The organism is Fictibacillus halophilus (genome assembly GCF_016401385.1).
Classification (GTDB): domain Bacteria; phylum Bacillota; class Bacilli; order Bacillales; family Fictibacillaceae; genus Fictibacillus; species Fictibacillus halophilus.
Map to the genome: position 1 here is coordinate 44,468 of NZ_JAEACF010000002.1, position 20,863 is coordinate 65,330.

Sequence of the window (20,863 nt, forward strand, 5' to 3'; positions counted from 1 at the left end):
AGAAGATTATCCTTTTTCTTTAATGTGGGTTCGGTTAAGATAGATACTGTCCATTTATGGTCGCAAAGGAGATGTATGATGGTGTTAAAAACCGAATTAAAAGCGATAACCCCAAAGAACGATCCGTGGGAAGCTTATTTAGATATGAGTGAACATAAAAAACTTCAGCTTTCGAATATAGAAATAACGACAACCACATTGTGCAACATGCGATGTGCGCACTGTGCTGTCGGATACACGCTTCAAACAAAAGACCCTGAGCCTCTTCCGCTTGATCTTGTTATCCAACGACTCGATGAGATTCCTCAATTAAGAGCTTTCAGTATTACTGGCGGTGAGCCGATGCTTTCCTTAAAATCAGTAAATAATTACGTTGTGCCATTGTTAAAATACGCAAGAGAACGTGGTGCACGTACTCAGATCAACTCAAATTTAACTTTAGATTTAGCACGCTACGAAAAAATTATTCCGTATTTGGATGTGCTTCACATTTCCCATAACTGGGGAACGGTGGAGGAATTTTCTGATACAGGTTTTGCCATGATGGAAAAGAAGCCTTCCGTTGACCAACGCCAAGCTTACTTTACCCGCTTAGTTGAAAACGCTCAAGCCTTAACAAAAGCTGGTGTGATGGTATCTGCTGAAACGATGTTAAATAAAAAGACGTTGCCCTACTTGGAAGAGATACATAACCATGTTCTTGAGATGGGCTGTCAGCGTCACGAGATTCACCCTATGTACCCCAGCGATTTCGCGAGTACATTGGAAACAATCTCTCTAAAAGAAATGCGTGAAAGTATTCATCACTTACTTGATATTCGTGATAAGAACACTTGGATGCTATTTGGCACACTACCCTTTTATGCTTGCTCTGAAAACGAAGAGGACTTGCGTTTGATCAGAAGACTTCAAACAGAAGAAAATGTTACAGTTCGTAATGACCCTGATGGAAGATCAAGATTAAACATCAACCTCTTTGATGGGAATATTATCGTGACTGACTTTGGAGATGCTCCTGCACTCGGAAACATTAAAGATACAAGCTTGCTCGACGCGTATGAAACTTGGAACGAATCAGCTCTTGCTAAAGAACTAAGCTGTCACTGTCCTGCCGTTCAATGTCTAGGGCCTAACGTACTTGTAAAACATTCTTACTATAAAGAAGTAGATTTCAAAAATAACACATCAAAGCTTTAAAGCGTTAAAAAGTTATAAACTTTACAAAAGTAAGTTTAAACCGTATAATAGGAGGCAAATATAGACTGTAGAAAAAGCATCGTTTTTTATATAGATAGAGGTGAATGATAATGGATTATAGCACGATGTGTCCGAAGTACGAAGTAGCCATGGATATTATCGGCAAAAAATGGACAGGACTGATCATTCGCGTTTTGATGGATGGCCCGAAGCGGTTTAAAGACATCAAATCCCAGATTCCTGAAATGAGCGATCGTATGCTTACGGAACGGATGAAGGAATTGGAGTCTGTGGGAATTGTGAAACGTAATGTATACCCAGAGACACCTGTGCGAATTGAGTATTCACTGACGGATAAAGGTAATTCTTTAAAAACAATCATCAATGCCATTCAAGACTGGAGCGAACAATGGGTGGACCATTGTTAAATCCGTAGATAAAGCAAAAGGTGGATTAATTCTGCCTTTCTTCATTGCCAGTTGATTGTAGCGAAAGGTGCGAGACTCCTACGGGACGAGCGGTCAGGTGGAGACTCCTAAGGGCGCAAAGCGGCAGGAGGCTCACCGTTCGCCCCGTGGAAAGCGAGCAACCTGTAGCGGAAATCAACTACTTTCAAAGGACACAAAGGTTAAACAAAAAGAAGGACAGCTGATTAAGGAGCTGTCCTTTTTTACATATTGCTTGTATGAAAACTGAAAGATACGTGGTCTTGAACTGGAATCCAAGCTCCAATTCCTTGCTGTGTAACGTTTTGAATCACGATCTCTCTTTTACCGCCTTTAAGAACGATATAGACCTCTCCGTAAGTAACTCTTCCTCTTTCATTAACGGCTGGGACATAACTATTTAAATAACCTACCTGTTTCGGTGACACATGGTACACGTTGGATTTCTTTGTGCCTGCACCAACTGCTGTCTGAAACGACAATGGTAGCTTTGATTTTTCTGCTGCTGTGATAAGCATCATCTTTTGAACAGCTTCACTATTCGGAATCGATGCTGTTAGACCACCGCTCACTTTTTTATGAGCCGTTTGATTATAAGACAATTTCGCAATTGCTTTTGCACCTCTGTTGTCTAAACGGTTTGAATTAATTTGTTGATGTTCCCAGTTCACAGTCGTCTCTGTCGATTGATAAGACAGCGGCCATTGCCCTAAGTAAATTTTTGCACGATACCAGAAAGCTACTTTTGATCCATTTATGGTCGACTCATTCAATAAACGAATTAAATCTGGATTTGTGATTGGAACATCCGACGTTTTAAGCATGGCTTTCGCGAGCTTGCTCGGTTCTAAGTACGGAAGATCTTGTGCAGAGTTAGGATACGTGTTTTCTTTTGATATGCTAAGAACCGAACTCGGTACTTTAATATCTGCCTTTGGAGCAGTTTTTTCTATTTTTTCTGCTTGTTTTTGTTTTTGTTCTGGCTGTTGTTTTGTTTTTTCAGCTGCTAGTGCTGTGTTTGATAACACAAAAAGCATGACAAAAATTAAAATAAAAATTCTCTTTTTCATAACATCCTCCTTTCCCCTATTTTTTTCTAAGCCATAAAATTTATCCATGTTCCCTGCTTTGATTCTCACGGGTATTGTTGGAAAATATAAAGCCCTGATTCTTTAATGAACCAGGGCGCCGATTAAGCATGAATCTCGAAGCTTTCAGTGATATTTATACTATCTTTAACGGACTGGACCATCGAGCAATTTTTTCGAGTGACGTTTAATGCTTTCTCAACCTTCTCTTCTGATAATTCTTTTCCTTTGATCATAAAGTGAAGGTGAATGTCAGATACTCGGTTTGCTTCTTTTTCCACTCTATTTATCTTTGCTTGCACAGAGATATCATCATACTGCATTCTCATACGCTCTAATACTTTCCGAAGAACGCCACCGCTGCATACAGCTATAGAAGAAACGAGTAGTTGAAATGGCCGATAACCATATTCGGCGTTTCCGCTTATCTCAAGTGTTCCGTATTCTACCTCGGTTTCAAATCCATTTTCAGTCATTTTAAATTCCAAATTTAAACACCTCTAATCCTAAACTTACACTCAACTTTTTCTGGTTTCCATTGTACAATGGTTTTAGTTTGTTTTGAAAAGGAGACGCTCATGCAGCTTTCTACGTATAAATTTTCAGTTTTAGTTAGCATTGTTTTTATTTCAGGTTTCGCTCAAGGTATGCTGCTTCCTTTAATTGCAGTCATCTTTGAACAGGATGGTACATCCGCTTCCTTAAACGGTTTCCATGCTACAGCTCTTTATATAGGTATCTTGATCGCTTCTCCATTTATTGAAAAGCCTCTTAGAAGGTTTGGCTATAAACCACTCATTTTAGCAGGACTTTTAGCTGTTGTACTCTGTTTTGCTATGTTTCCTGTTTGGAAAGTATTCTGGTTTTGGTTTGTTTTAAGGCTCTTGATTGGTATTGGAGATCATATGCTTCATTTCTCTACACAAACTTGGATTACGACAAGTAGTCCTGAAAAAAAGAGAGGCAGAAACATTTCTATATATGGTATTGCGTTCGGAGCAGGATTTGGAATCGGACCTCTTATGACAAAGATACTAGAAGTAAACGAAAATCTTCCTTTTTGGCTTGCTGCAGGTCTTTGTTTTCTTTCTTTTCTTTTAATGACGACGATACGAAACGAAACACCTGAAACAGAATCAGCTCGGACTTCTGGTGTCACAGCCATCGATCGCTATAAAGATGTGCTGAAATTAGCATGGGTATCTTTATTGCCACCCTTTGGATACGGCTTTTTAGAAGCAACTCTTCATGGCTCTTTTCCCGTTTTTGCACTTCGGAACGGAATCAGCTTAGATTGGGTAGCGGTTCTGCTGCCAGCTTTTGTGTTAGGTAGCCTTGTTTTCCAGTTACCACTCGGAATTCTCAGCGATAAATTGGGGCGGAAACCCATTTTAATCTTTTCTTTCGTTTCTGGTTTCTTCTCGTTCCTGGCAACCTACTGGAGCATGAACAACTTTTGGCTTCTGATCAGTTTGTTCTTTTTATCAGGAATGTTTGTTGGATCGATGTTCTCTCTTGGCATCGCATATATGAGTGACCTGCTTCCTAAATATCACCTGCCTGCAGGGAATATCTTAGCAGGCATCAGCTTTAGCATAGGCAGCATGTCAGGTCCTATGATTGGGGGAAGTTTTATAAGCTGGTTTGATGGCGGTGCTTTTGTATTCGCTATCTGCGGCATGCTATTTTTGCTCTGTTTACCGATACTGTTTATTAAAAATAATAATGAAATCTCGATAAAGTCTAAAACAGCATAGAAATAATATTTTTCTTTTTACACCATATTAGTAAAGCAGGATTTTTGACTTTAGTGGTTCAATCTTTAAACTAGAAATTAGATAACTTTAACTATCTTCAAAAACAAGGAGTAGATATTTTTATGATGAGACTACGTTCGGATATGCCAGAACTTAACGGTGCTACACAATGGATCAATGGAGAAGTTACTAAAAGTGACTTGATTGGAAATAAACCCACACTTATCCACTTTTGGTCTGTAAGCTGTGGATTATGTAAAGATGCAATGCCTAACATTAATCAATTTCGCGATGACTATAAAGACGAACTGAACGTTATTGCGGTTCATATGCCTCGTTCAGAAAAAGATTTGGATATCGATCAAATTAAAGAAGTAGCAGCTGAACATGATATTACACAGCCAATCTTTGTTGATAACGATCATGCTCTAACAGACGCATTTGAAAACGAGTACGTGCCTGCTTATTATGTTTTTGATGCAGAAGGTAAGCTTCGTCACTACCAAGCAGGTGGAGATGGCATGAAGATGCTTACAAAACGTGTTAACCGTGTGCTAGGAAAAGAAACAAAGTAAGTATACAAAAACCGGACAGCTGTTATCGCTGCCCGGTTTATTTATTTGCCTCTATTTATATAACATCCTCTACATAAGAAAACAGCCATTATTTTAACAATCGTTCGATCCATCGAAAGATCACCGCTAAAAACTTATACAAAAACAGCCCTAGCATAGCACCTATACCATTAAGAAATATATCATCAATATCAAAGATTCGTTTAAAATACTCATATTGAAGAACTTCTATAATAAAACTTGTACCAAAACCAAAAATGAAAATAAAACGCCAAGAGTTAAACACTCGGTAAATTAAAGGCAGCAACAAACCAAATGGTACAAATAAAATCACATTCCCTATAATGTTCTTAAGGATGAGCCAATCATTATCGCTTCTCCACATCTGTCTAATGCTATCAAACAAAACGAGATTAGCTGATTTTCCATAAACATACTCATTAAATGAGAAAAGAGTCGCTTTAATCAGAACTGCCATGTACACGATAAAAACAAGTGTACCTAAAATACTAAAGATGAATCTAACTTTTTTCATACTGCCTTTTCTCCTGCCTTTTAAAGAAATTCCCATAAGTGCCTTTTTAGTGTAACATGCAAAGCTCTTAATGAGATACAGGTAAAAGACACAAACTTTTCTTCGTTACCTATACACATTTCGCAGTATTCGTTCAAAACATGTACTTCTTTTGTACTTTTTCACTATCGTTTCTGAACAAACAAAAAAAGCCGCCCTGCTAAGAGGACAGCTTCATATTATTCGCGTTTAGATTAATGAAAGTCATTCTTTTTGTTTGAGGATTTGCTCGTTTTGTGCTGACTATCATTTTTATTGTTCTTATTGTTGTGGGTCTGTTTGTTGCTTTTTCCCATATCAATAATACCTCCTTAACGACAAGGTATGTATAGTTTTTCCTAGGATTCAGCCTTTAACAAGCCCCTTTTCTTGGCAAAATCAATCTTGAACTTATGAAACGTGGCATTTAGGACGCCTCCAGATAATAAGACGATACCCGTGAGGTAAAACCAAAGCATAAGAACAATAATTGCCCCAATACTCCCGTAAGTAGCAGAATAATTACCAAAATGATCAACGTAAAAGGCGAAACCGAATGAGACGATCTGCCAAAAGAATGTGGCAACAAGTGAACCGTACCAGATCTCACTATATTTGAGCTTTTTACAGGGAGCCAAATAATAGAGAACAGATACAACGGTCGCGATGATGAAGAAGCTGATCAACCAGCGTAATACTCCCCAAATCTGAAGGAACTCTTCACTTAATCCTAAATAGGAAAAGGCTGCGTTTCCAAGCATCTTACCGAATACAGGAAAAACGAGTGCAACAACAAAAGCAAAAATAACGCCAAACGTTAAAAAAATAGCCAATAACCTTGTTTTTATAAAGCTGCGGCATTCTTCAACGCCATATGCTTCATTCAAAGTCTTGATTACAGCATTAATCGCATTAGAAGCTGACCAAATCGTAGCTAGAATACCGATTGATAAAAGGCCGCCACTTCTTCCTTCTAATACAGCAAGTAAATTCTCTCGAACAGAATCCATCGCTTCTGATGGTACAAAGTGTTCTAACAGGTCGAGCGCTTCTTTCGGTTCAATAAAAAAGGCTCCAAGCGTTAATAAGAAGATAAGAAAAGGGAACAGCGAAAGCAGAAAATAATAAGCAAGCTGTGCTGCAAGTCCTGTTACATCTCCTCTTTGAAAACCATGCATGAATTCAATTCCAAATGCTTTGGCTTTCATATGTTTGAGTATATGCCATAATGTCAAAGTTCCTCTCACCCCTTACTTATTTTTATACATTTCCCTTTATCTTTCCCCTTCATTAGGGTGATAAAAACTTTTTTCAGGATAAGTTTATAATTTTTTATAATGGGTAACTTAAGAATAATTCCATATTACAACCTACAAAAAAAAAGGAGGAATTTTAAATGAGTTTATTATGGGCACTTATAATTGGAGGAATCATCGGTTGGTTAGCAGGTCTTTTAACAGGACGTGACGTACCAGGCGGAATCATCGGTAACATCATCGCAGGTTTTGTTGGTGCATGGTTAGGTGGATTATTATTAGGTGATTGGGGACCAATGGTAGCAGGATTTGCAATCGTTCCAGCTATTATCGGTGCAGTTGTAGTAGTACTTATCGTAAGCTTTATCATGCGCAGCATGCGTAGCCGTGCTTAATAAGATTTACTAAAACATAACCCTTTTCAAAAAAGAAAAGCTGGCCAAAGTTGATCATTATATGATCTTCCTTGCCCGGCTTTTTGCTTTGTTACAATAATTATGCAATTCATTTAGGTTGCATAAGGTTTCTTGTTCGTTTAGTCGAGATGATGGTGCTGATTATTGCTCGTTCGTTGAAATTTATAATCGTTCGGGAATATTATGATCGATGGCCGGAATTTATGCTCGGTCACGATTAACGACCATTAAACTAAAATCTTTTTTTAAACACATAACTCGGCATCTCGTAATTCATCTTTTCTGTATAAAATCGGTGAGCGTCTAAACGGTTCACATTTGAACTTAGTGCAACACAATTACAGTTATTCTGAAGTGCAAAAGACTCCAAAAATGCAAGAAGTTCCTCACCAAACCCTTTTGATCGTTCGTTGGAATCAGTGATTAAATCATACAAATAAATATGTTTACCATCATAAAGATTGGTCAGCATCGCAAACCCCGCCAAAGCAACGATTTTCCCTTCATGTATATTGGCAAATAACGTATATCCTTCCTTCTCCATCTGTAAAAAAAGTTCATAGAAAAGGTCTTCTGAAAGATGTGTACGAAGTTGACTCATAACAGGAAAAGCATCACGCACTTCTTGTTCTGATGTTAATTGACGAATTTCACCCATCCGATATCCTCCTGATTAAAACGATTCTCTATTTTTAATTTCGATTAAAAGCCTCTCACAGCCAGTTGTTACAAGATCATATACTTCTTGAAAATTACCTGTAAAATACGGATCCGGAACATCCTCATTCTCATCTTCAGGTACAAAATCCATTAACCTTGCAATCATACCTGTTTTCGTTTGCCCTGCCATTCTATGCATGTTACCAATATTCTCAGCATCCATCCCAATGATATAATCGTAGTCTGTTAAATCTTTTGTCTTAACTTGGCGCGCCTTCTGACCTTCATAGGAAATTTGGTTTTCTTTCAAGATATTCCTTGTTCCCTCATGAGGCGGTTCTCCTACATGCCAATTTCCTGTTCCAGCAGAATCAATAGAAATTTTTTCTGATAAACCTTCTCGATTTACAAGATCTCGAAAAATAGCCTCAGCCATAGGAGATCGACATATGTTTCCTAAGCATACAAAGAGTACTTTAATCATGAATCATACCCCTTTCATCTTCCTTTTAAAGGTATAACAATTTCATCCAATAATAAAGGGAAAATATACACAAAAATAAAACCAGGTTGATCCCCGGTTTTATTTGTTCTGTTAATTATGCTGTTGAATTTACAATAGATTGTTTCGAAAAGCTGCTTGCCCTCGGAACACGAGCATCCTGTGACGGATTGAAATCACTACGTACTTTGGTATGAACTGGTCTTTATGTGAAGTTCTTCTTAACTGTCTTTTCTTTCACTTCACTGACTAGTTGATTGGAGTGCAAGATGGGAGACTCCTACGGGACGAGCGGTCAGTCCGAAAAGTGAAAGTGACTCGTTCAGCCCCGACAAGCAACAGTTGAATGGGCTAGGAAGGTGCACTTTGCCTTCTTGACCATTCAACTTTTGACCTCGAGGGGCTAGTCACTGGAACTAGACAGGTGGAGACTCCTACTGGCGCAAAGCGGCAGGAGGCTCACCGCACGCCCCGTGGAAAGCGAGCATCTGGAACGGAAACCAACTGCTTACAAAGCATCGTTTGCCATAACCGTCTAGTTAAGCCAGATAAGCCTCTCGAACGGACTCATTTGTAATGAGCTCATTCCCTTGACCAGCCATCACGATCTCTCCAGTCTGCAGCACATACCCTCGATTCGCGATTTGCAGAGCTTGAAACGCATTCTGTTCAACTAGAAGAATCGTCATTCCTTCTTTATTGAGATCACTGATAATATCAAAAATTTGTTCTACAATAACAGGAGCTAATCCCATTGAAGGTTCATCAAGCAACAAGAGACTTGGCTTTGACATCAATGCACGACCCATGGCAAGCATCTGCTGCTCACCGCCGCTCATTGTACCCCCTTTTTGGGTTAGGCGTTCTCTCAACCTTGGAAAATAATCGAAGACCTGTTCCATCCGCTCTTTGATGACCTTTTTATCTTTTACGATAAAAGCACCCATCTCTAAGTTCTCTTTTACCGTCAGTCTTGGAAAGATCCTTCTTCCTTCAGGAACGTGCGCAATACCCGTTTGAGCGGTAATGTGGGCAGGTTGTTTAGAGATATCTTTTCCTTCATAGATAACAGAACCTGTTTTCGGCAGAACCTGTCCGCTGATTGTTTTTAAAGTCGTGGATTTTCCTGCACCGTTCGATCCGATTAATGTAACGATTTCCCCTTTTTCTACAGAAATGCTAATACCTTTTAGCGCATGAATACCACCGTAATATGTGTTTATATCTTTTAATTGTAGAATACTCATCGTTCTCCTCCTTACGCTGGTGTTACGGCACTTTTTCCAAGATAAGCTTCAATCACCTTTACATTATTACGGATTTCAGCGGGCTTTCCTTCAGCGATCTTTTCACCATGATCCAAAACAAAGATCTGTTCAGATATCTGCATCACTAGCTTCATATCATGTTCGATCAAAACAATCGTTACATCCAGATCCTCTCTCATTCGATGGATGAACTCTGTTAACTCACGCGTTTCTCTCGGATTCATGCCTGCCGCTGGTTCATCTAAAAGCAAAAGTTTTGGTTTCGTAGCCAGTGCACGGGCAATCTCAAGCCTACGTTGAGCTCCATAGGATAGATTTTGAGCATCTTCGTTCAAATGCTTAGCGAGGCCAACATATTCAAGCCAATGGTACGCTTCTTCTTTTGCCCTCTGTTCTTCTTCTCTTACCTTTTTTGTTTGAAACAGGGTACCAACAATCCCAGCTTTCAACTGTTTATGCAAACCTACCATCACATTTTCGAGAACAGTAATGTTTGAAAAAAGACGTATATTCTGGAACGTACGAGCAATTCCGTGCCGGGAGATCTCATGTGGCTTTAACCCGACTAAAGAAGTTGATCCGAGTTGTACATTCCCATTGTCTGGCTGATATACTCCTGTGATTAAGTTGAAAAAGGTAGTTTTCCCTGCTCCGTTCGGTCCGATTACAGCTGTTATCGAACCTTTTTCAACCGTCATATCTACTGAATTTACGGCAACCAGTCCGCCAAACTGTTTTGTAAGATTACTAACCGTTAATATCGACATCTTTATACCGCCTCCTATGCCTGAAACCCTTTGTCAGGTTCAACCGTAATCTGTTCTTTTCTGTGCTTTTTAGACCCCTCTTTAAGAGATTCTTCATCAAACACAGGATTTTTAGATGGTATTAACCCTTGAGGGCGATAGATGGCAAATATGATTAATATCGCTCCAAAGATAAAACGTTGCATTTTTGCTGGAGCGAGTGCTTCTGGAAAACTGATCACACCATCAAGACTCAATTGATTTAAGTAATTCGTTACCTCTGTAAGTACCTGTAGGTTTAATATTGTGATCACGGCTGCACCAAGAATTACACCTGGAACACTGCCCATACCTCCTAAGATAACCATTACTAGGATTGTGATGGACTCTAGCAATGTGAAACTCGTCGGATCAACGAATGTTTGTTTCGCTGCAAAGACAACCCCCATCATTCCTGAAAAAGAAGCCCCGATTGCAAATGCTAAAAGCTTCGTACGCACAAGGTGGATACCCATCGATTGTGCAGCGATCTCGTTTTCTCTAACCGCTTTCCAAGACCGGCCGATTTTTGAGAACTCAAATCTTCTAACAGCTAGAATGACAAGAAACAAGATAGCAAGAACAATAAAGTAGAATTGGTTTGGATATACAAACTGATACCCGAAGATCTCTGGAGGTTTAACAGACGCTAGGCCCATTGCTCCATTCGTGATATTCACAGGCTTATCCAGGTTATTGAACACAATTCTAATGATCTCACCGAAACCAAGCGTAACGATCGCTAAGTAGTCTCCTTTTACACGAAGTACAGGAATTCCTAATAAGACACCGAATAGTGCCGCTACAAAGCATCCGATTAAAATAAAGATCCAAAAGCTTTCACCGGATAAAGGGAACGTTCCGAACGGCATAAAGTTAGCAGCTTGTCCTGTTGCAAAGATTCCATACGTATATGCCCCGATTGCAAAGAAAGCTACGAACCCGAGATCCAGTAAACCTGCTAAACCAACTACAATATTAAGTCCCAATGCCATCGCTACATAAATTCCGACAACCGTAGCGACTTCCATATAAGATTGATAACCTGGTCCAGTGCTCGATACAAAAGGTATTACTCCGATGAGTACGACACCTGCGATCAACCATTTTAGACGGTCTGGCAATTCTGTATAATACAGAAGCAATAATGAGAACAACAGCAACAGAAAAGCTGTTACAGATGCTTGGGCAAGATATAGGCTCAAGGAGGTAACCAGTACATAAAGGACGAGCAGAATAATTTGTGCCAGCTTGTTGCCTTTTAATTTACTTGTCAGCTTATTCATCGCTCTTCACCTACACTTTCTCAGTAACTGCTTTACCAAACAGTCCTTCTGGTTTGAAAATTAAAACGACGATTAGAATGGCGAACGCGAATACATCTTTATACTCTGCGCCAAAGATACCACCCGTTAATAGTTGCAAGTTGGCAGCTGCAAACATTTCTAGAATCCCTAACATCAATCCTCCAGCCATAGCACCACGAATATTACCGATGCCTCCAAGGACTGCAGCCGTAAATGCTTTTAATCCTAGGATAAAACCAATATACGGATCGATCGTTCCGTATTGAACAGCAAACAGGACACCCGTTGCTCCACCTAATGCCGACCCGATGAAAAACGTTAACGAAATTACTTTGTTCACATTGATAGACATTAGTGAAGCCGTTTCACGATCTTGAGCGACTGCTCTCATCGCCATGCCCCACTTCGTTTTATTTACGAAAAAGTCCAGTCCGATCATCATGATCACTACTGCAATGATTAGAATCAAAGTAGATGTTTTAAAGAACGCATCACTAAACGAAGAGGAAATGCTAGAAAATTTAATTGAAAATTGCTCATTAAACATGGATGGACCAGTTAATATATAATTTCCTCTTTTGTATTCTGTAATAAAACGAACAAGATCCTGCAGCAAAAACGATACACCGATCGCTGAGATCAACGTGATCAGTTTTGGTGAATTCCGGAGCGGTCTGTATGCCATCCGCTCTATTCCAACACCCATGAAACCGGTTAGGATCGACGTAACCACCAACACAAGAATTAAAGCTAGAATGGCAGGCATCGCTGCTAACCAACCCATGCCTGTCATGAGAATCAGCATCGCAACTCCGATAAAAGCACCTGTCATAAAAATTTCACCGTGGGCGAAATTAATGAGCTCTAATATTCCATAAACCATCGTATAACCAAGTGCAATAACTGCGTATATCGCACCAAGAGCAATTCCATCTACGAGTACTTGAGGCAGACTTTGTAAAATGTCAGCTAACATAAATATTCCTCTCTTTCACGTCTGGGGAGTGTATGTAAAAAAGAAGAGGGACATGGCCGTTGGGGTCATTCCCTCTCTTGTAAACATAAGTTTACTTACTGATTTCGCCTTCTTGAACGCCTGGATATTTAGCTTCACTGAACTTGTAGATGTATACTTTAGCAAACTTGTTGTCACCGATATCATCAAAACCGACCTTCGTAACAACACCTTGGAAATCTTGAATCTTGCGGATTTCTTCTGCTACTTTTTCACGTGCCGGGAGGTCTCCGTCACTTCCTTCGATCGCTGCCTCAAGTCCTTTTAATAGGACGCTCATAGAATCATAGCCATAAGCCGAATAAGACTCTACGTTCTTGTTGAACTTCTCTTTGTATTTAGAAGAGAAATCTTTGCCTTCTGTTGTTTTACTCGCATCAGCTGCTACCGAAGTATAATAAACGTCTGTTACAGCATCGCCTGCGATTTCAACTAAAGTAGATGAGTCCATTCCATCTCCGCCCATGAACGGAATCTTAATCCCTTTGTCACGAGCTTGTCTGATTAATTGACCGCCTTCTGTGTACAATCCACCGAAGAACACTAAATCAGGTTTCTTTGATAATACTTGTGTAAGTACACCGTTAAAGTCTTTCTCACCAACGGTAATCCCTTCATATCCAAGTATTTCAGCTCCAGCATCTTCAGCTGCTTTCTTAAATGCATCAGCAAGACCTGTTCCGTACGCTGTCTTGTCTTGGATAACGAAGATTTTCTTCGCTCCTAATTTATTGATCGCAAAATCTGCCCCTGCAGGACCTTGGAAATCGTCACGTGCTACGATACGGTTAACTGTTTTAAGTCCACGGTCCGTTACCTCTGTGGCAGTATTAGCTGGAGATACCATTGGCACTTTATACTTTTCATAAACTTCAGATGATGGGATGGATACGCCTGAATTCAAGTGACCCACAACCCCAAGGATTGATTTATCTGAACCAATTAGCTGTGCGTTTGCTACACCTTTTTTAGGATCGGCCTGATCATCATACGGCTGAAGCTGAAGCTTGTACCCTAAGTCTTCAAACTTCTTCTTGTTTTCTTCTAGTGCCAGTTGTGCACCAAGCTTAATAGATTCCCCAAGTGTTGCACTACCGCCAGATAAAGGAGTTTGCGTTGCGATCTTGATTACTTTTCCGCTTCCGCCCCCTCCATTGCTTCCTTCTGAACCGCCAGAAGAATTACAACCTGCCAAAAGTCCTAGTGATAATGCAGAAACCGCTAATACTTTTAACCCTCTCTTAATCCCCACCTAAAATCCCCCTTGTTTTGAATATTATGATAATTTCCACTATTTAAAAAAATAGTACATGAAGAAAAGAGATTAGACAACTAAATTTTTGGAAAAAGAGAATTTTTATGTTAAATTTAAAAGTTTTCCCCAATATTCAACATATTTCTTTGTCGTTCGATGTCTAGAACTTTAGTAGGAAATAAAAAAAGGTTCCACCGAAATAGCCAGTGAACCTTTAATCTTATTTTCATTTATTTAAAATTTTCACATGGTACTTTCGTGTTCGTGGACCATCAAACTCGCAAAAGTAAACACCTTGCCAAGTTCCTAACAAAAGCTTGCCGTTTTGAATAAATACAACTTGAGATGAACCGACTGTACTTGCTTTAAGGTGTGAAGCGGAGTTACCTTCAGCATGGCGATACTTCGGGTGTTCCCATGGATATACCTCGTCCAATCGCATGAGCATATCATGGACAACATCCGGATCTGCATTTTCATTAATCGTAATTCCTGCTGTCGTGTGCGGACAGTATATGTACATGACCCCATCGTTCACACGCTGCTCTTCTAGATAAGCCTCCAGTGTACTTGTAATCTCATACATCTCATCTCTTTGATGCGTTTGTATCGTAAATACTTGTGCCAATTTTATCCCTCCTCTTCCTTCTTATTTTGATGATTCCCTATGAAAATCCTTTTTAATACTTGAAGTTAGCCACTTTAAGATTTCGTTAGCCAAAAAAAAGAGAGGAGTGGTCATAAAACCATTCCTCTTCCATTTCACTTATTTACGATGAACGCGTGTGCGGTCACCAGCGATCTTTTTCCATTTTGCTCTTTCTGCATTCGCTAGCTTTTGATCTTCCTTACGTGCGAAGTAAGCTAATTCACGCTGAAGTTTTACATAACTGTTATAGCGATCTTCCTTTAACTCACCTGTTTCAATCGCTTCCTGCACCTTGCACCCTGGTTCGTTTTGATGCGTACAATCGCGAAAACGGCATAGTTCCGCATACCCTTCAACATCTTGAAAACTTTGACCTAAGCTGCTGTCGCCTTCCCACAATTGAAGCTCTCTCATTCCTGGAGTATCGATTAAGATCCCACCACTTTCCAGAACAAGCAGCTCACGATGAGTGGTCGTATGCTTTCCTTTTCCGTCTTCTTCACGAATAACGTTTGTTTTCAATACCTCTGACCCGAAAAGCTTGTTTGCCAGTGTTGATTTTCCAACACCAGAGGAACCTAATAGAGCAACGGTTTCACCTTCTGAAATATAGGCAGCTAGATCTTCAAGACCCGAGCCTGTTTCTGCACTAACTGCAAAAGTAGGAACTCCAAACGCGATGGTTTCCACTTCATCTATAAACTTTTGAACATCGTCACAAAGATCAGCCTTGCTTAAAACAATAACTGGAGTCGCTCCGCTTTCCCAAGCCATTAACAAATAGCGCTCAAGTCTGCGAAGGTTAAAGTCTTGATTTAGAGCATTGACTAAAAAGACCGTATCTACATTTGTCGCAACAATTTGTTCATCCGTTGTTAAGCCGGCTGCTTTTCGAGAAAACTTACTTTTGCGCGGCAGTATTCCGTGGACGTAAGCTTTTCCCTCTTGCGGAATAGCCTGAACAGCGACCCAATCTCCAACTGCTGGGAAATCATGACGTCCTGTTGCATGAAAGCGAATCTTCCCTGTGATTTCCCCTAATAATTCACCATGCTCCGTCAGAACACTATAGAGTCCCTTATGCTCTACGCTAATTCTTCCTGGAACAAGATCTTGATTTTCATATGATTTAAACGATTCTTCAAATGTTTGATTCCAACCTAGTGATTTTAAATTCAATGTAATACCCTCCGAATAAATGTTGTCATTTTATAAAAGTCTTTTTTCCGCAAATGATGTTGCTTCTGAAAGTGTTGATTTCCGTTCCAGGTTGCTCGCTTTCCACGGGGCAGGTGGTGAGCCACATTCGAATGTTTCACATTTAAGTGTCTCACCTGCCCGCCTGTCCCGTAGGAGTCTCGCACCTTCCACTCCAATCAACTGTCAAAGGTGTCAAGAGTTAAAAGCAACAACCTTTTAGCGTTTACAAAATAGAAAAAGAACCTAAATATACTTAGGTTCTTTACCGAAAGAAGGGTACACAAATACCCCTCTTCATATAAAAAACCATGGCACTGTTGTACAGCCCATGGTTACATGACAAATTTAAGCGAAGATATTACATACGCAAATAAACTACTTGCGCTTCTTCATCGTCCCAATAGGCTGTACATAATTTACACTCTCTGAAGTCAATCCATTAAGTTGTCTCATGATACATACCTCCTTGGGTTTCATTTAGATTAGTTACTTTACATCTACACTATAGCAGTATATGCATAATATGTAAATAGATGCATATTTTTATTTTTGAACAGAAGCATTCTGATAACCTTCAATGATCCGTTTGATCATAGGCATATCCATGTGAAGGGGTGCTGCTTCTATTTCTTTGAGCATTTGTTGAGTGTTGCTGTCATCGAACGTGATGTTTCTGTTCAAGTAATTTTTATAAACATCAATCACGCTGTTGAGAAGCTGTTCTTCTTCATTTAGAGACGGCTCGTAATCATACGGAGCAAGCTTAAACAGTTCAAGTCCAGCTTTTTCCCTCATTACTTGAAAAACATCTGCACTAAGAGGTGGATTGTTATTTGTAATATGATAGATCTTCGTTTCTCTTCCCTTTTGTAGAACACCAGATAAAACATCTGCTACATAATCAACAGGAACAAGATTCTGTGTACTGCCTTCTTCACACAATAAGTGGAATACGCGATCTCCCATTCCTTTTCTCTGGAATCTTCTCTTAAAAACTTCAAGGCTTCGGAGTAATCCATACAGCGTAAACTTTGAATCTGCTTCCCCTGTTTTAGAGTCGCCAATAATGATTGCCGGTCTTAAAATACTTACGTTAAAACTATCTGTAAACTCCATACATAAGTGCTCTGCTTTACACTTACTTTCTTCATATGGATTGTTAAAGACATTGTTCACACTGTGTAATTCTTCTTTAGCAAATTCGCCTTTGCCAAGAGTATAGGCTGTGCTTACATAATAAAAATGCGATACACCCATTTTCTTTGCAGCATGAAGTGCATGTTGTGTACCTGTATAATTTATTTGAAAAAGTTCGTCTTTAAGGTCCAAGTCAAATTTAACAAGGGCAGCCATGTGATAAAATACATCAATTTTATCTGAAAGCTCTTGCTCCGCTTCCTTCGTCATTCCTAAGTGAGGAGCGGTAATATCCCCTTGAATAATATGAATAACGCCATTCAAATCAGCTGTCTTGTGAAGAAGCTGTTCCGCTTTTTGTAAGTTTCGCGCTAACACATAAAGTGTATGACCTTCACGCGCCAAGTTTTGAATTAAGCGACCACCTAGAAAACCAGTTGCTCCGGTTAAAAATATTTTCATTGAGCTGTTCCTTCCTATTCCTATATCACCATACTTCTGCTTATATAGTACCACAACATTACTTGTATGTTGCCGGTTTCAATAGCTGTGCTAAATTAAGCCACAAAATAAAAAAGCTGCTAAAAAGCAGCCTTATTTTTCATCATCAGGTTTCGCAATATTAACAGCAGGCATCTCACTATTCATGTAATCAGTAGGATGGCCATCTGTTTGTTCATTCTGGTCATAAAAATAAGCGTTGATCTCTTGTTCTGCGTGAGCAGTCGGATCTTCAATAGGTTGTTGGTTCTTATGTTCCTTGTCCACAGTTACTCTCCTTTTCCACATGATTCACAAGCTTTAAATACTTCTTCATACTGAAGCTTTTCATTCGCATCAAACGTATGATTGCTGAATTGGACAATTCCTTCTTGATCGATAACAAAACAGGATCGAATGGCAGTTCCATCCTTTTCGTTAAGAACACCAAACTTCTGCGTTACTTTTTTATGCCAATCAGCTAGAAGCGGATATGGCAAAGTTCCTAAAGCAGCTGCAAATACATTGTGTGAGTAAATGTGATCAACACTGATCGCAAGTACTTCTGTATTTGCATCTTCAAAGCGTTTATAATCCTCTTTCCAAGAGGTTATTTCCTTAATTCAACCAGGTGTAAAATCTAGCGGATAAAAAGCCACAAGGACATTCTTTTTCCCTTTAAAGTCTGATAGCGAAATATCTTTTTTTAATGTAGACGGTAACGTAAAATCGGGTGCAAAATCACCTTTTTGTAGCAACTATCCCACCTCCTTGCGTCTTTATGAATATACTTCCCTGAACATATAAAAGAAAACGTTGGAATATATAGTCATTGCATGGTGATGTCTAAAAAAGCTGAAGACTTATAAAAACCATTTCAAGACTTATAAATTTTTTTGAGGACTTATAAAAATGTTTGAAGACGTATAAATTTTTCCGAAGACTTATAAAAGAAAATTTCAGTACAAAAAAGCCAGGGACCGCGAATCCCTGACTTCATTTTCACTATTTTGTTTCAGTTTCTACTGTGATTTCAACTGTGTTTTCAGTTTTATCTTCTTGAGTTGCAGGTACTTCAACAACTTTTGAAGCATCTTCTTCTAAAACATCTTCAACTGCTAAAATTGCCGCGTTGATTGCTGCATGAAGCTTTGCATTTTCAGAAGCGTGCTCAACTGCTAATGAACGAATTTTGTTCAAAAGAGCAGAAACTTCTTCTTCAGTCGTAGTTTCTTCAGTTGCCGGAGCTTCTTCTGTCACTTCTTCTTCAGTCGTAGCCTCTTCAGCTGCCGGAGCTTCTTCTGTCACTTCTTCTTCAGTCGTAGTCTCTTCAGTTGCCGGAGCTTCTTCCGTTACTTCTTCTTCAGTCGTAGTTTCTTCAGTTGCCGGAGCTTCTTCCGTTACTTCTTCTTCAGTCGTAGTTTCCTCAGTTACTGGTGCTTCTTCAGTTACTTCTACATCAGCATGTACAGCAGCGCTTGGTGCAGCATGCAATTTCGCATTTTCACTTGAACGCTCAAATGCATTAGAGTTGATTTTATTTTGAAGAGATTTGTTTTCTTGAACTTCTTCTGCGTCTTCAGAATCTTCTTCGTGAGAATGATCTTCTTCATTCTCAGTATCATCGTCCTCTTTTACTGCATCATCGTCAGCAATAACATCTGTTTTCTCTTCTTCTTTGACTGGGTTATCTTCATTTTCCTCTTGAACTGCTTCACCTTCAGAATCTTCATCGTCTTCTTTAACTGCGTCTTCATCAGAAACAACGTCAAGATCCTCTTTACGAGTGGCATCCTCATCTTCAGTCACTGAATCTTCTTTTTTACCTTCTTCAGGATTTGTTGTAACAGGAACTTCAATCTCAATGACTTCCGTTTTTTCTTCCTCAACAGGAATTACAACTTCTGTAGGTTCTTCAGTAACAGGTTTTGCAACAGGCTCATCCGTTTTAGTCGGAACAGCATGAACCGCTGCATTTGGAGCAGCGTGTTTCTTTGCTGTTTCACTTGCATGTTCAGCAGCTTGTGAATGAGTTTTATCTTTTGCAGGCTTTTCAGCTTTTACTGGCTTAGCGGCTTTCTCAGACTTGACTGGCTTTTCAGCTTTTACTGGCTTTTGAATTTTCACAGTAACTTTAGCTGGTTTTTCAAACTTTTCATCCTTAGCTTGTACGTTACCATGAGATCCCTTTGTACTTTGAGCAGCAATAGCCTTTTCTGATTGGTGCCCAGCCGCTTCAGCAGCCCCTGTACCTACGACAGCTGCAAGAGTTATTGTTCCAGCAAATACGATTGATTTTACGAATGTACGGTTGACTTTTTTCATTTTAATTCGCTCCTTAAATTTTCAGATAGTTGGTTACACCACAATCTTTTTGAAAAAATAAAGAGCGTTTTCCGGTGGCCGTGCAGGCGGTGCGTTCACCCATTGACTTCTTAAGAGGTCCATTCTGCTAAAATACACAGATATCTTTTCCCCTTCTTCAAAAATAATCGGCAACACTAAGCTAGCTTTAAAGTTAGCTAATGACGCTGTTCCCGCCCCACCATCAGTCTGGTTCGTTGGTGGACTAGATCCTTGTCCTGTTGTTGCAGGGATTACCTTTGAAACAGGATGTGTTGGTACTTTTGAAGACCCATTATTTGATAACGGAGAAGCATCCTTTTTCACATGTGGACGACTACCATTCTCCTTCAATGGAATAGGCTTCATTTTAAGTACCTTTTCTGTTTCTTTTAGTGATAAAGATTTGTGTATCACTGTTTTTCTATGTATAGCAATTGATGATTCAGCTTTTTTCAAATGTGAACGATCTTGATTAACGCGTTCAGTCTGCTTCATCGGGACATGTTCTTTAGTCTGTCTCTGAGGAACTGGTTTTTTTACCCTGCTTCGGTCGTTTGCATTCTGAGAATTTTTCTGTTTAGAAATCAAAACTTGTTTTGACAGCTTTGTTTCAGATCGTTTTTCAGAACCCTTAATCTCAGGTTTCTTATCCTTAACTTCTGAAGGCTTTGTTTTCAATTCTGTTCCTAATTGTTTTGTTGCTCGCACTGGAACACGATCTGTTGTTTTACCTTGCTGTACAATTTTCTGATTGCTTCGTTCAGTTGTTTGATTCCGTTTCTCTACATCTTCTTTCTCTGCAAAGACTTCTACAGGAATAAAAAGGACGGCACCCGCGATTAAACTCTGCATAATGAGGTTTGATATTCGCATAAATTCACCTCCCTTCTTTCCTTTATATATTACTTCCATATCATTTAATTTTTGTCGGTCTTTGTCTAAAATAGTCATAATTCCCTAATTCGTTAATT

At 39.4% G+C, this 20,863-nt stretch carries 23 protein-coding genes; 5 read left to right on the forward strand and 18 right to left on the reverse strand.

Features of this window, described 5'->3' with window-relative positions; translation table 11 throughout:
* Nucleotides 1-78: 78 nt before the first annotated feature.
* Together yfkAB and I5J82_RS17475 are read left to right on the forward strand one after the other, a co-directional pair.
* On the forward strand, nucleotides 79-1,197 hold the full coding sequence (gene yfkAB / locus I5J82_RS17470; RefSeq protein WP_198769092.1) for a radical SAM/CxCxxxxC motif protein YfkAB: 1,119 nt from the start codon (nucleotides 79-81) through the stop codon (nucleotides 1,195-1,197).
* A gap of 110 nt (nucleotides 1,198-1,307) precedes the next feature.
* The gene (locus I5J82_RS17475) at nucleotides 1,308-1,625 is read left to right on the forward strand and encodes a winged helix-turn-helix transcriptional regulator (RefSeq protein ID WP_066243338.1); all 318 of its coding nucleotides are present in this window, start codon (nucleotides 1,308-1,310) and stop codon (nucleotides 1,623-1,625) included.
* 242 nt (nucleotides 1,626-1,867) lie between these two features.
* On the opposite strand, the gene I5J82_RS17480 is transcribed toward I5J82_RS17475, so the two are convergent.
* Nucleotides 1,868-2,713, reverse strand: coding sequence for a YfkD famly protein (locus I5J82_RS17480; RefSeq protein ID WP_198769093.1), 846 nt, complete (start codon nucleotides 2,711-2,713; stop codon nucleotides 1,868-1,870).
* 122 nt (nucleotides 2,714-2,835) lie between these two features.
* On the reverse strand, nucleotides 2,836-3,219 hold the full coding sequence (locus tag I5J82_RS17485) for an OsmC family protein (protein ID WP_198769094.1): 384 nt from the start codon (nucleotides 3,217-3,219) through the stop codon (nucleotides 2,836-2,838).
* A gap of 90 nt (nucleotides 3,220-3,309) precedes the next feature.
* On the opposite strand from I5J82_RS17485, the gene I5J82_RS17490 reads away from it, so the two are divergent.
* Both I5J82_RS17490 and I5J82_RS17495 read left to right on the forward strand, forming a co-directional pair.
* Nucleotides 3,310-4,488 carry an MFS transporter gene (locus I5J82_RS17490; protein ID WP_233096676.1) on the forward strand — a complete coding sequence of 393 codons (1,179 nt, stop codon included), beginning with the start codon at nucleotides 3,310-3,312 and terminating at the stop codon, nucleotides 4,486-4,488.
* A 125-nt stretch (nucleotides 4,489-4,613) separates the two neighbouring features.
* Nucleotides 4,614-5,063, forward strand: a complete 450-nt coding sequence (locus I5J82_RS17495; RefSeq protein ID WP_198769275.1) for a TlpA disulfide reductase family protein — start codon at nucleotides 4,614-4,616, stop codon at nucleotides 5,061-5,063.
* Nucleotides 5,064-5,151: 88 nt separating this feature from the next.
* Here the strand turns inward: I5J82_RS17495 and I5J82_RS17500 are convergent, their stop codons facing one another.
* On the reverse strand, nucleotides 5,152-5,598 hold the full coding sequence (locus I5J82_RS17500) for a VanZ family protein (RefSeq protein WP_198769096.1): 447 nt from the start codon (nucleotides 5,596-5,598) through the stop codon (nucleotides 5,152-5,154).
* Between the two features lie 377 nt (nucleotides 5,599-5,975).
* Nucleotides 5,976-6,851 carry a YihY/virulence factor BrkB family protein gene (locus I5J82_RS17505; RefSeq protein ID WP_233096677.1) on the reverse strand — a complete coding sequence of 292 codons (876 nt, stop codon included), beginning with the start codon at nucleotides 6,849-6,851 and terminating at the stop codon, nucleotides 5,976-5,978.
* A gap of 161 nt (nucleotides 6,852-7,012) precedes the next feature.
* On the opposite strand from I5J82_RS17505, the gene I5J82_RS17510 reads away from it, so the two are divergent.
* Nucleotides 7,013-7,267 carry a GlsB/YeaQ/YmgE family stress response membrane protein gene (locus I5J82_RS17510; protein WP_137791560.1) on the forward strand — a complete coding sequence of 85 codons (255 nt, stop codon included), beginning with the start codon at nucleotides 7,013-7,015 and terminating at the stop codon, nucleotides 7,265-7,267.
* A 253-nt stretch (nucleotides 7,268-7,520) separates the two neighbouring features.
* Here I5J82_RS17510 and I5J82_RS17515 read toward each other — a convergent pair whose 3' ends face one another.
* The 14 genes from I5J82_RS17515 to I5J82_RS17585 all read right to left on the reverse strand — a co-directional run bounded on the left by I5J82_RS17515 (nucleotide 7,521) and on the right by I5J82_RS17585 (nucleotide 20,765).
* On the reverse strand, nucleotides 7,521-7,946 hold the full coding sequence (locus tag I5J82_RS17515; RefSeq protein WP_198769097.1) for a GNAT family N-acetyltransferase: 426 nt from the start codon (nucleotides 7,944-7,946) through the stop codon (nucleotides 7,521-7,523).
* 15 nt (nucleotides 7,947-7,961) lie between these two features.
* The gene (locus tag I5J82_RS17520) at nucleotides 7,962-8,432 is read right to left on the reverse strand and encodes a low molecular weight protein-tyrosine-phosphatase (protein ID WP_198769098.1); all 471 of its coding nucleotides are present in this window, start codon (nucleotides 8,430-8,432) and stop codon (nucleotides 7,962-7,964) included.
* Nucleotides 8,433-8,989: 557 nt separating this feature from the next.
* Nucleotides 8,990-9,697 carry an ABC transporter ATP-binding protein gene (locus tag I5J82_RS17525; RefSeq protein WP_198769099.1) on the reverse strand — a complete coding sequence of 236 codons (708 nt, stop codon included), beginning with the start codon at nucleotides 9,695-9,697 and terminating at the stop codon, nucleotides 8,990-8,992.
* A gap of 11 nt (nucleotides 9,698-9,708) precedes the next feature.
* Entirely contained in the window at nucleotides 9,709-10,485 is a 777-nt protein-coding gene (locus tag I5J82_RS17530) for an ABC transporter ATP-binding protein (RefSeq protein ID WP_198769100.1), read from the reverse strand.
* Nucleotides 10,486-10,499: 14 nt separating this feature from the next.
* On the reverse strand, nucleotides 10,500-11,789 hold the full coding sequence (locus tag I5J82_RS17535) for a branched-chain amino acid ABC transporter permease (RefSeq protein ID WP_198769101.1): 1,290 nt from the start codon (nucleotides 11,787-11,789) through the stop codon (nucleotides 10,500-10,502).
* Between the two features lie 10 nt (nucleotides 11,790-11,799).
* Complete coding sequence (locus I5J82_RS17540) at nucleotides 11,800-12,786, reverse strand: branched-chain amino acid ABC transporter permease (RefSeq protein ID WP_198769102.1); 987 nt, start codon at nucleotides 12,784-12,786, stop codon at nucleotides 11,800-11,802.
* A gap of 91 nt (nucleotides 12,787-12,877) precedes the next feature.
* Nucleotides 12,878-14,077, reverse strand: a complete 1,200-nt coding sequence (locus I5J82_RS17545; RefSeq protein WP_198769103.1) for a branched-chain amino acid ABC transporter substrate-binding protein — start codon at nucleotides 14,075-14,077, stop codon at nucleotides 12,878-12,880.
* 229 nt (nucleotides 14,078-14,306) lie between these two features.
* On the reverse strand, nucleotides 14,307-14,708 hold the full coding sequence (locus I5J82_RS17550) for a secondary thiamine-phosphate synthase enzyme YjbQ (RefSeq protein WP_137791554.1): 402 nt from the start codon (nucleotides 14,706-14,708) through the stop codon (nucleotides 14,307-14,309).
* A 138-nt stretch (nucleotides 14,709-14,846) separates the two neighbouring features.
* The gene (gene rsgA / locus I5J82_RS17555; RefSeq protein WP_198769104.1) at nucleotides 14,847-15,908 is read right to left on the reverse strand and encodes a ribosome small subunit-dependent GTPase A; all 1,062 of its coding nucleotides are present in this window, start codon (nucleotides 15,906-15,908) and stop codon (nucleotides 14,847-14,849) included.
* Between the two features lie 564 nt (nucleotides 15,909-16,472).
* On the reverse strand, nucleotides 16,473-17,528 hold the full coding sequence (locus I5J82_RS17560) for an SDR family oxidoreductase (RefSeq protein WP_198769105.1): 1,056 nt from the start codon (nucleotides 17,526-17,528) through the stop codon (nucleotides 16,473-16,475).
* 132 nt (nucleotides 17,529-17,660) lie between these two features.
* Entirely contained in the window at nucleotides 17,661-17,834 is a 174-nt protein-coding gene (locus I5J82_RS17565; protein WP_198769106.1) for a hypothetical protein, read from the reverse strand.
* A gap of 2 nt (nucleotides 17,835-17,836) precedes the next feature.
* Entirely contained in the window at nucleotides 17,837-18,304 is a 468-nt protein-coding gene (locus I5J82_RS17570; protein WP_233096678.1) for a redoxin domain-containing protein, read from the reverse strand.
* A 247-nt stretch (nucleotides 18,305-18,551) separates the two neighbouring features.
* Nucleotides 18,552-19,871 (reverse strand): hypothetical protein, encoded by a 1,320-nt coding sequence (locus I5J82_RS17580; RefSeq protein ID WP_198769108.1) that lies wholly within the window; start codon nucleotides 19,869-19,871, stop codon nucleotides 18,552-18,554.
* Nucleotides 19,872-19,904: 33 nt separating this feature from the next.
* Nucleotides 19,905-20,765, reverse strand: coding sequence for a hypothetical protein (locus tag I5J82_RS17585; RefSeq protein WP_198769109.1), 861 nt, complete (start codon nucleotides 20,763-20,765; stop codon nucleotides 19,905-19,907).
* Between the last annotated feature and the right edge of the window lie 98 nt (nucleotides 20,766-20,863).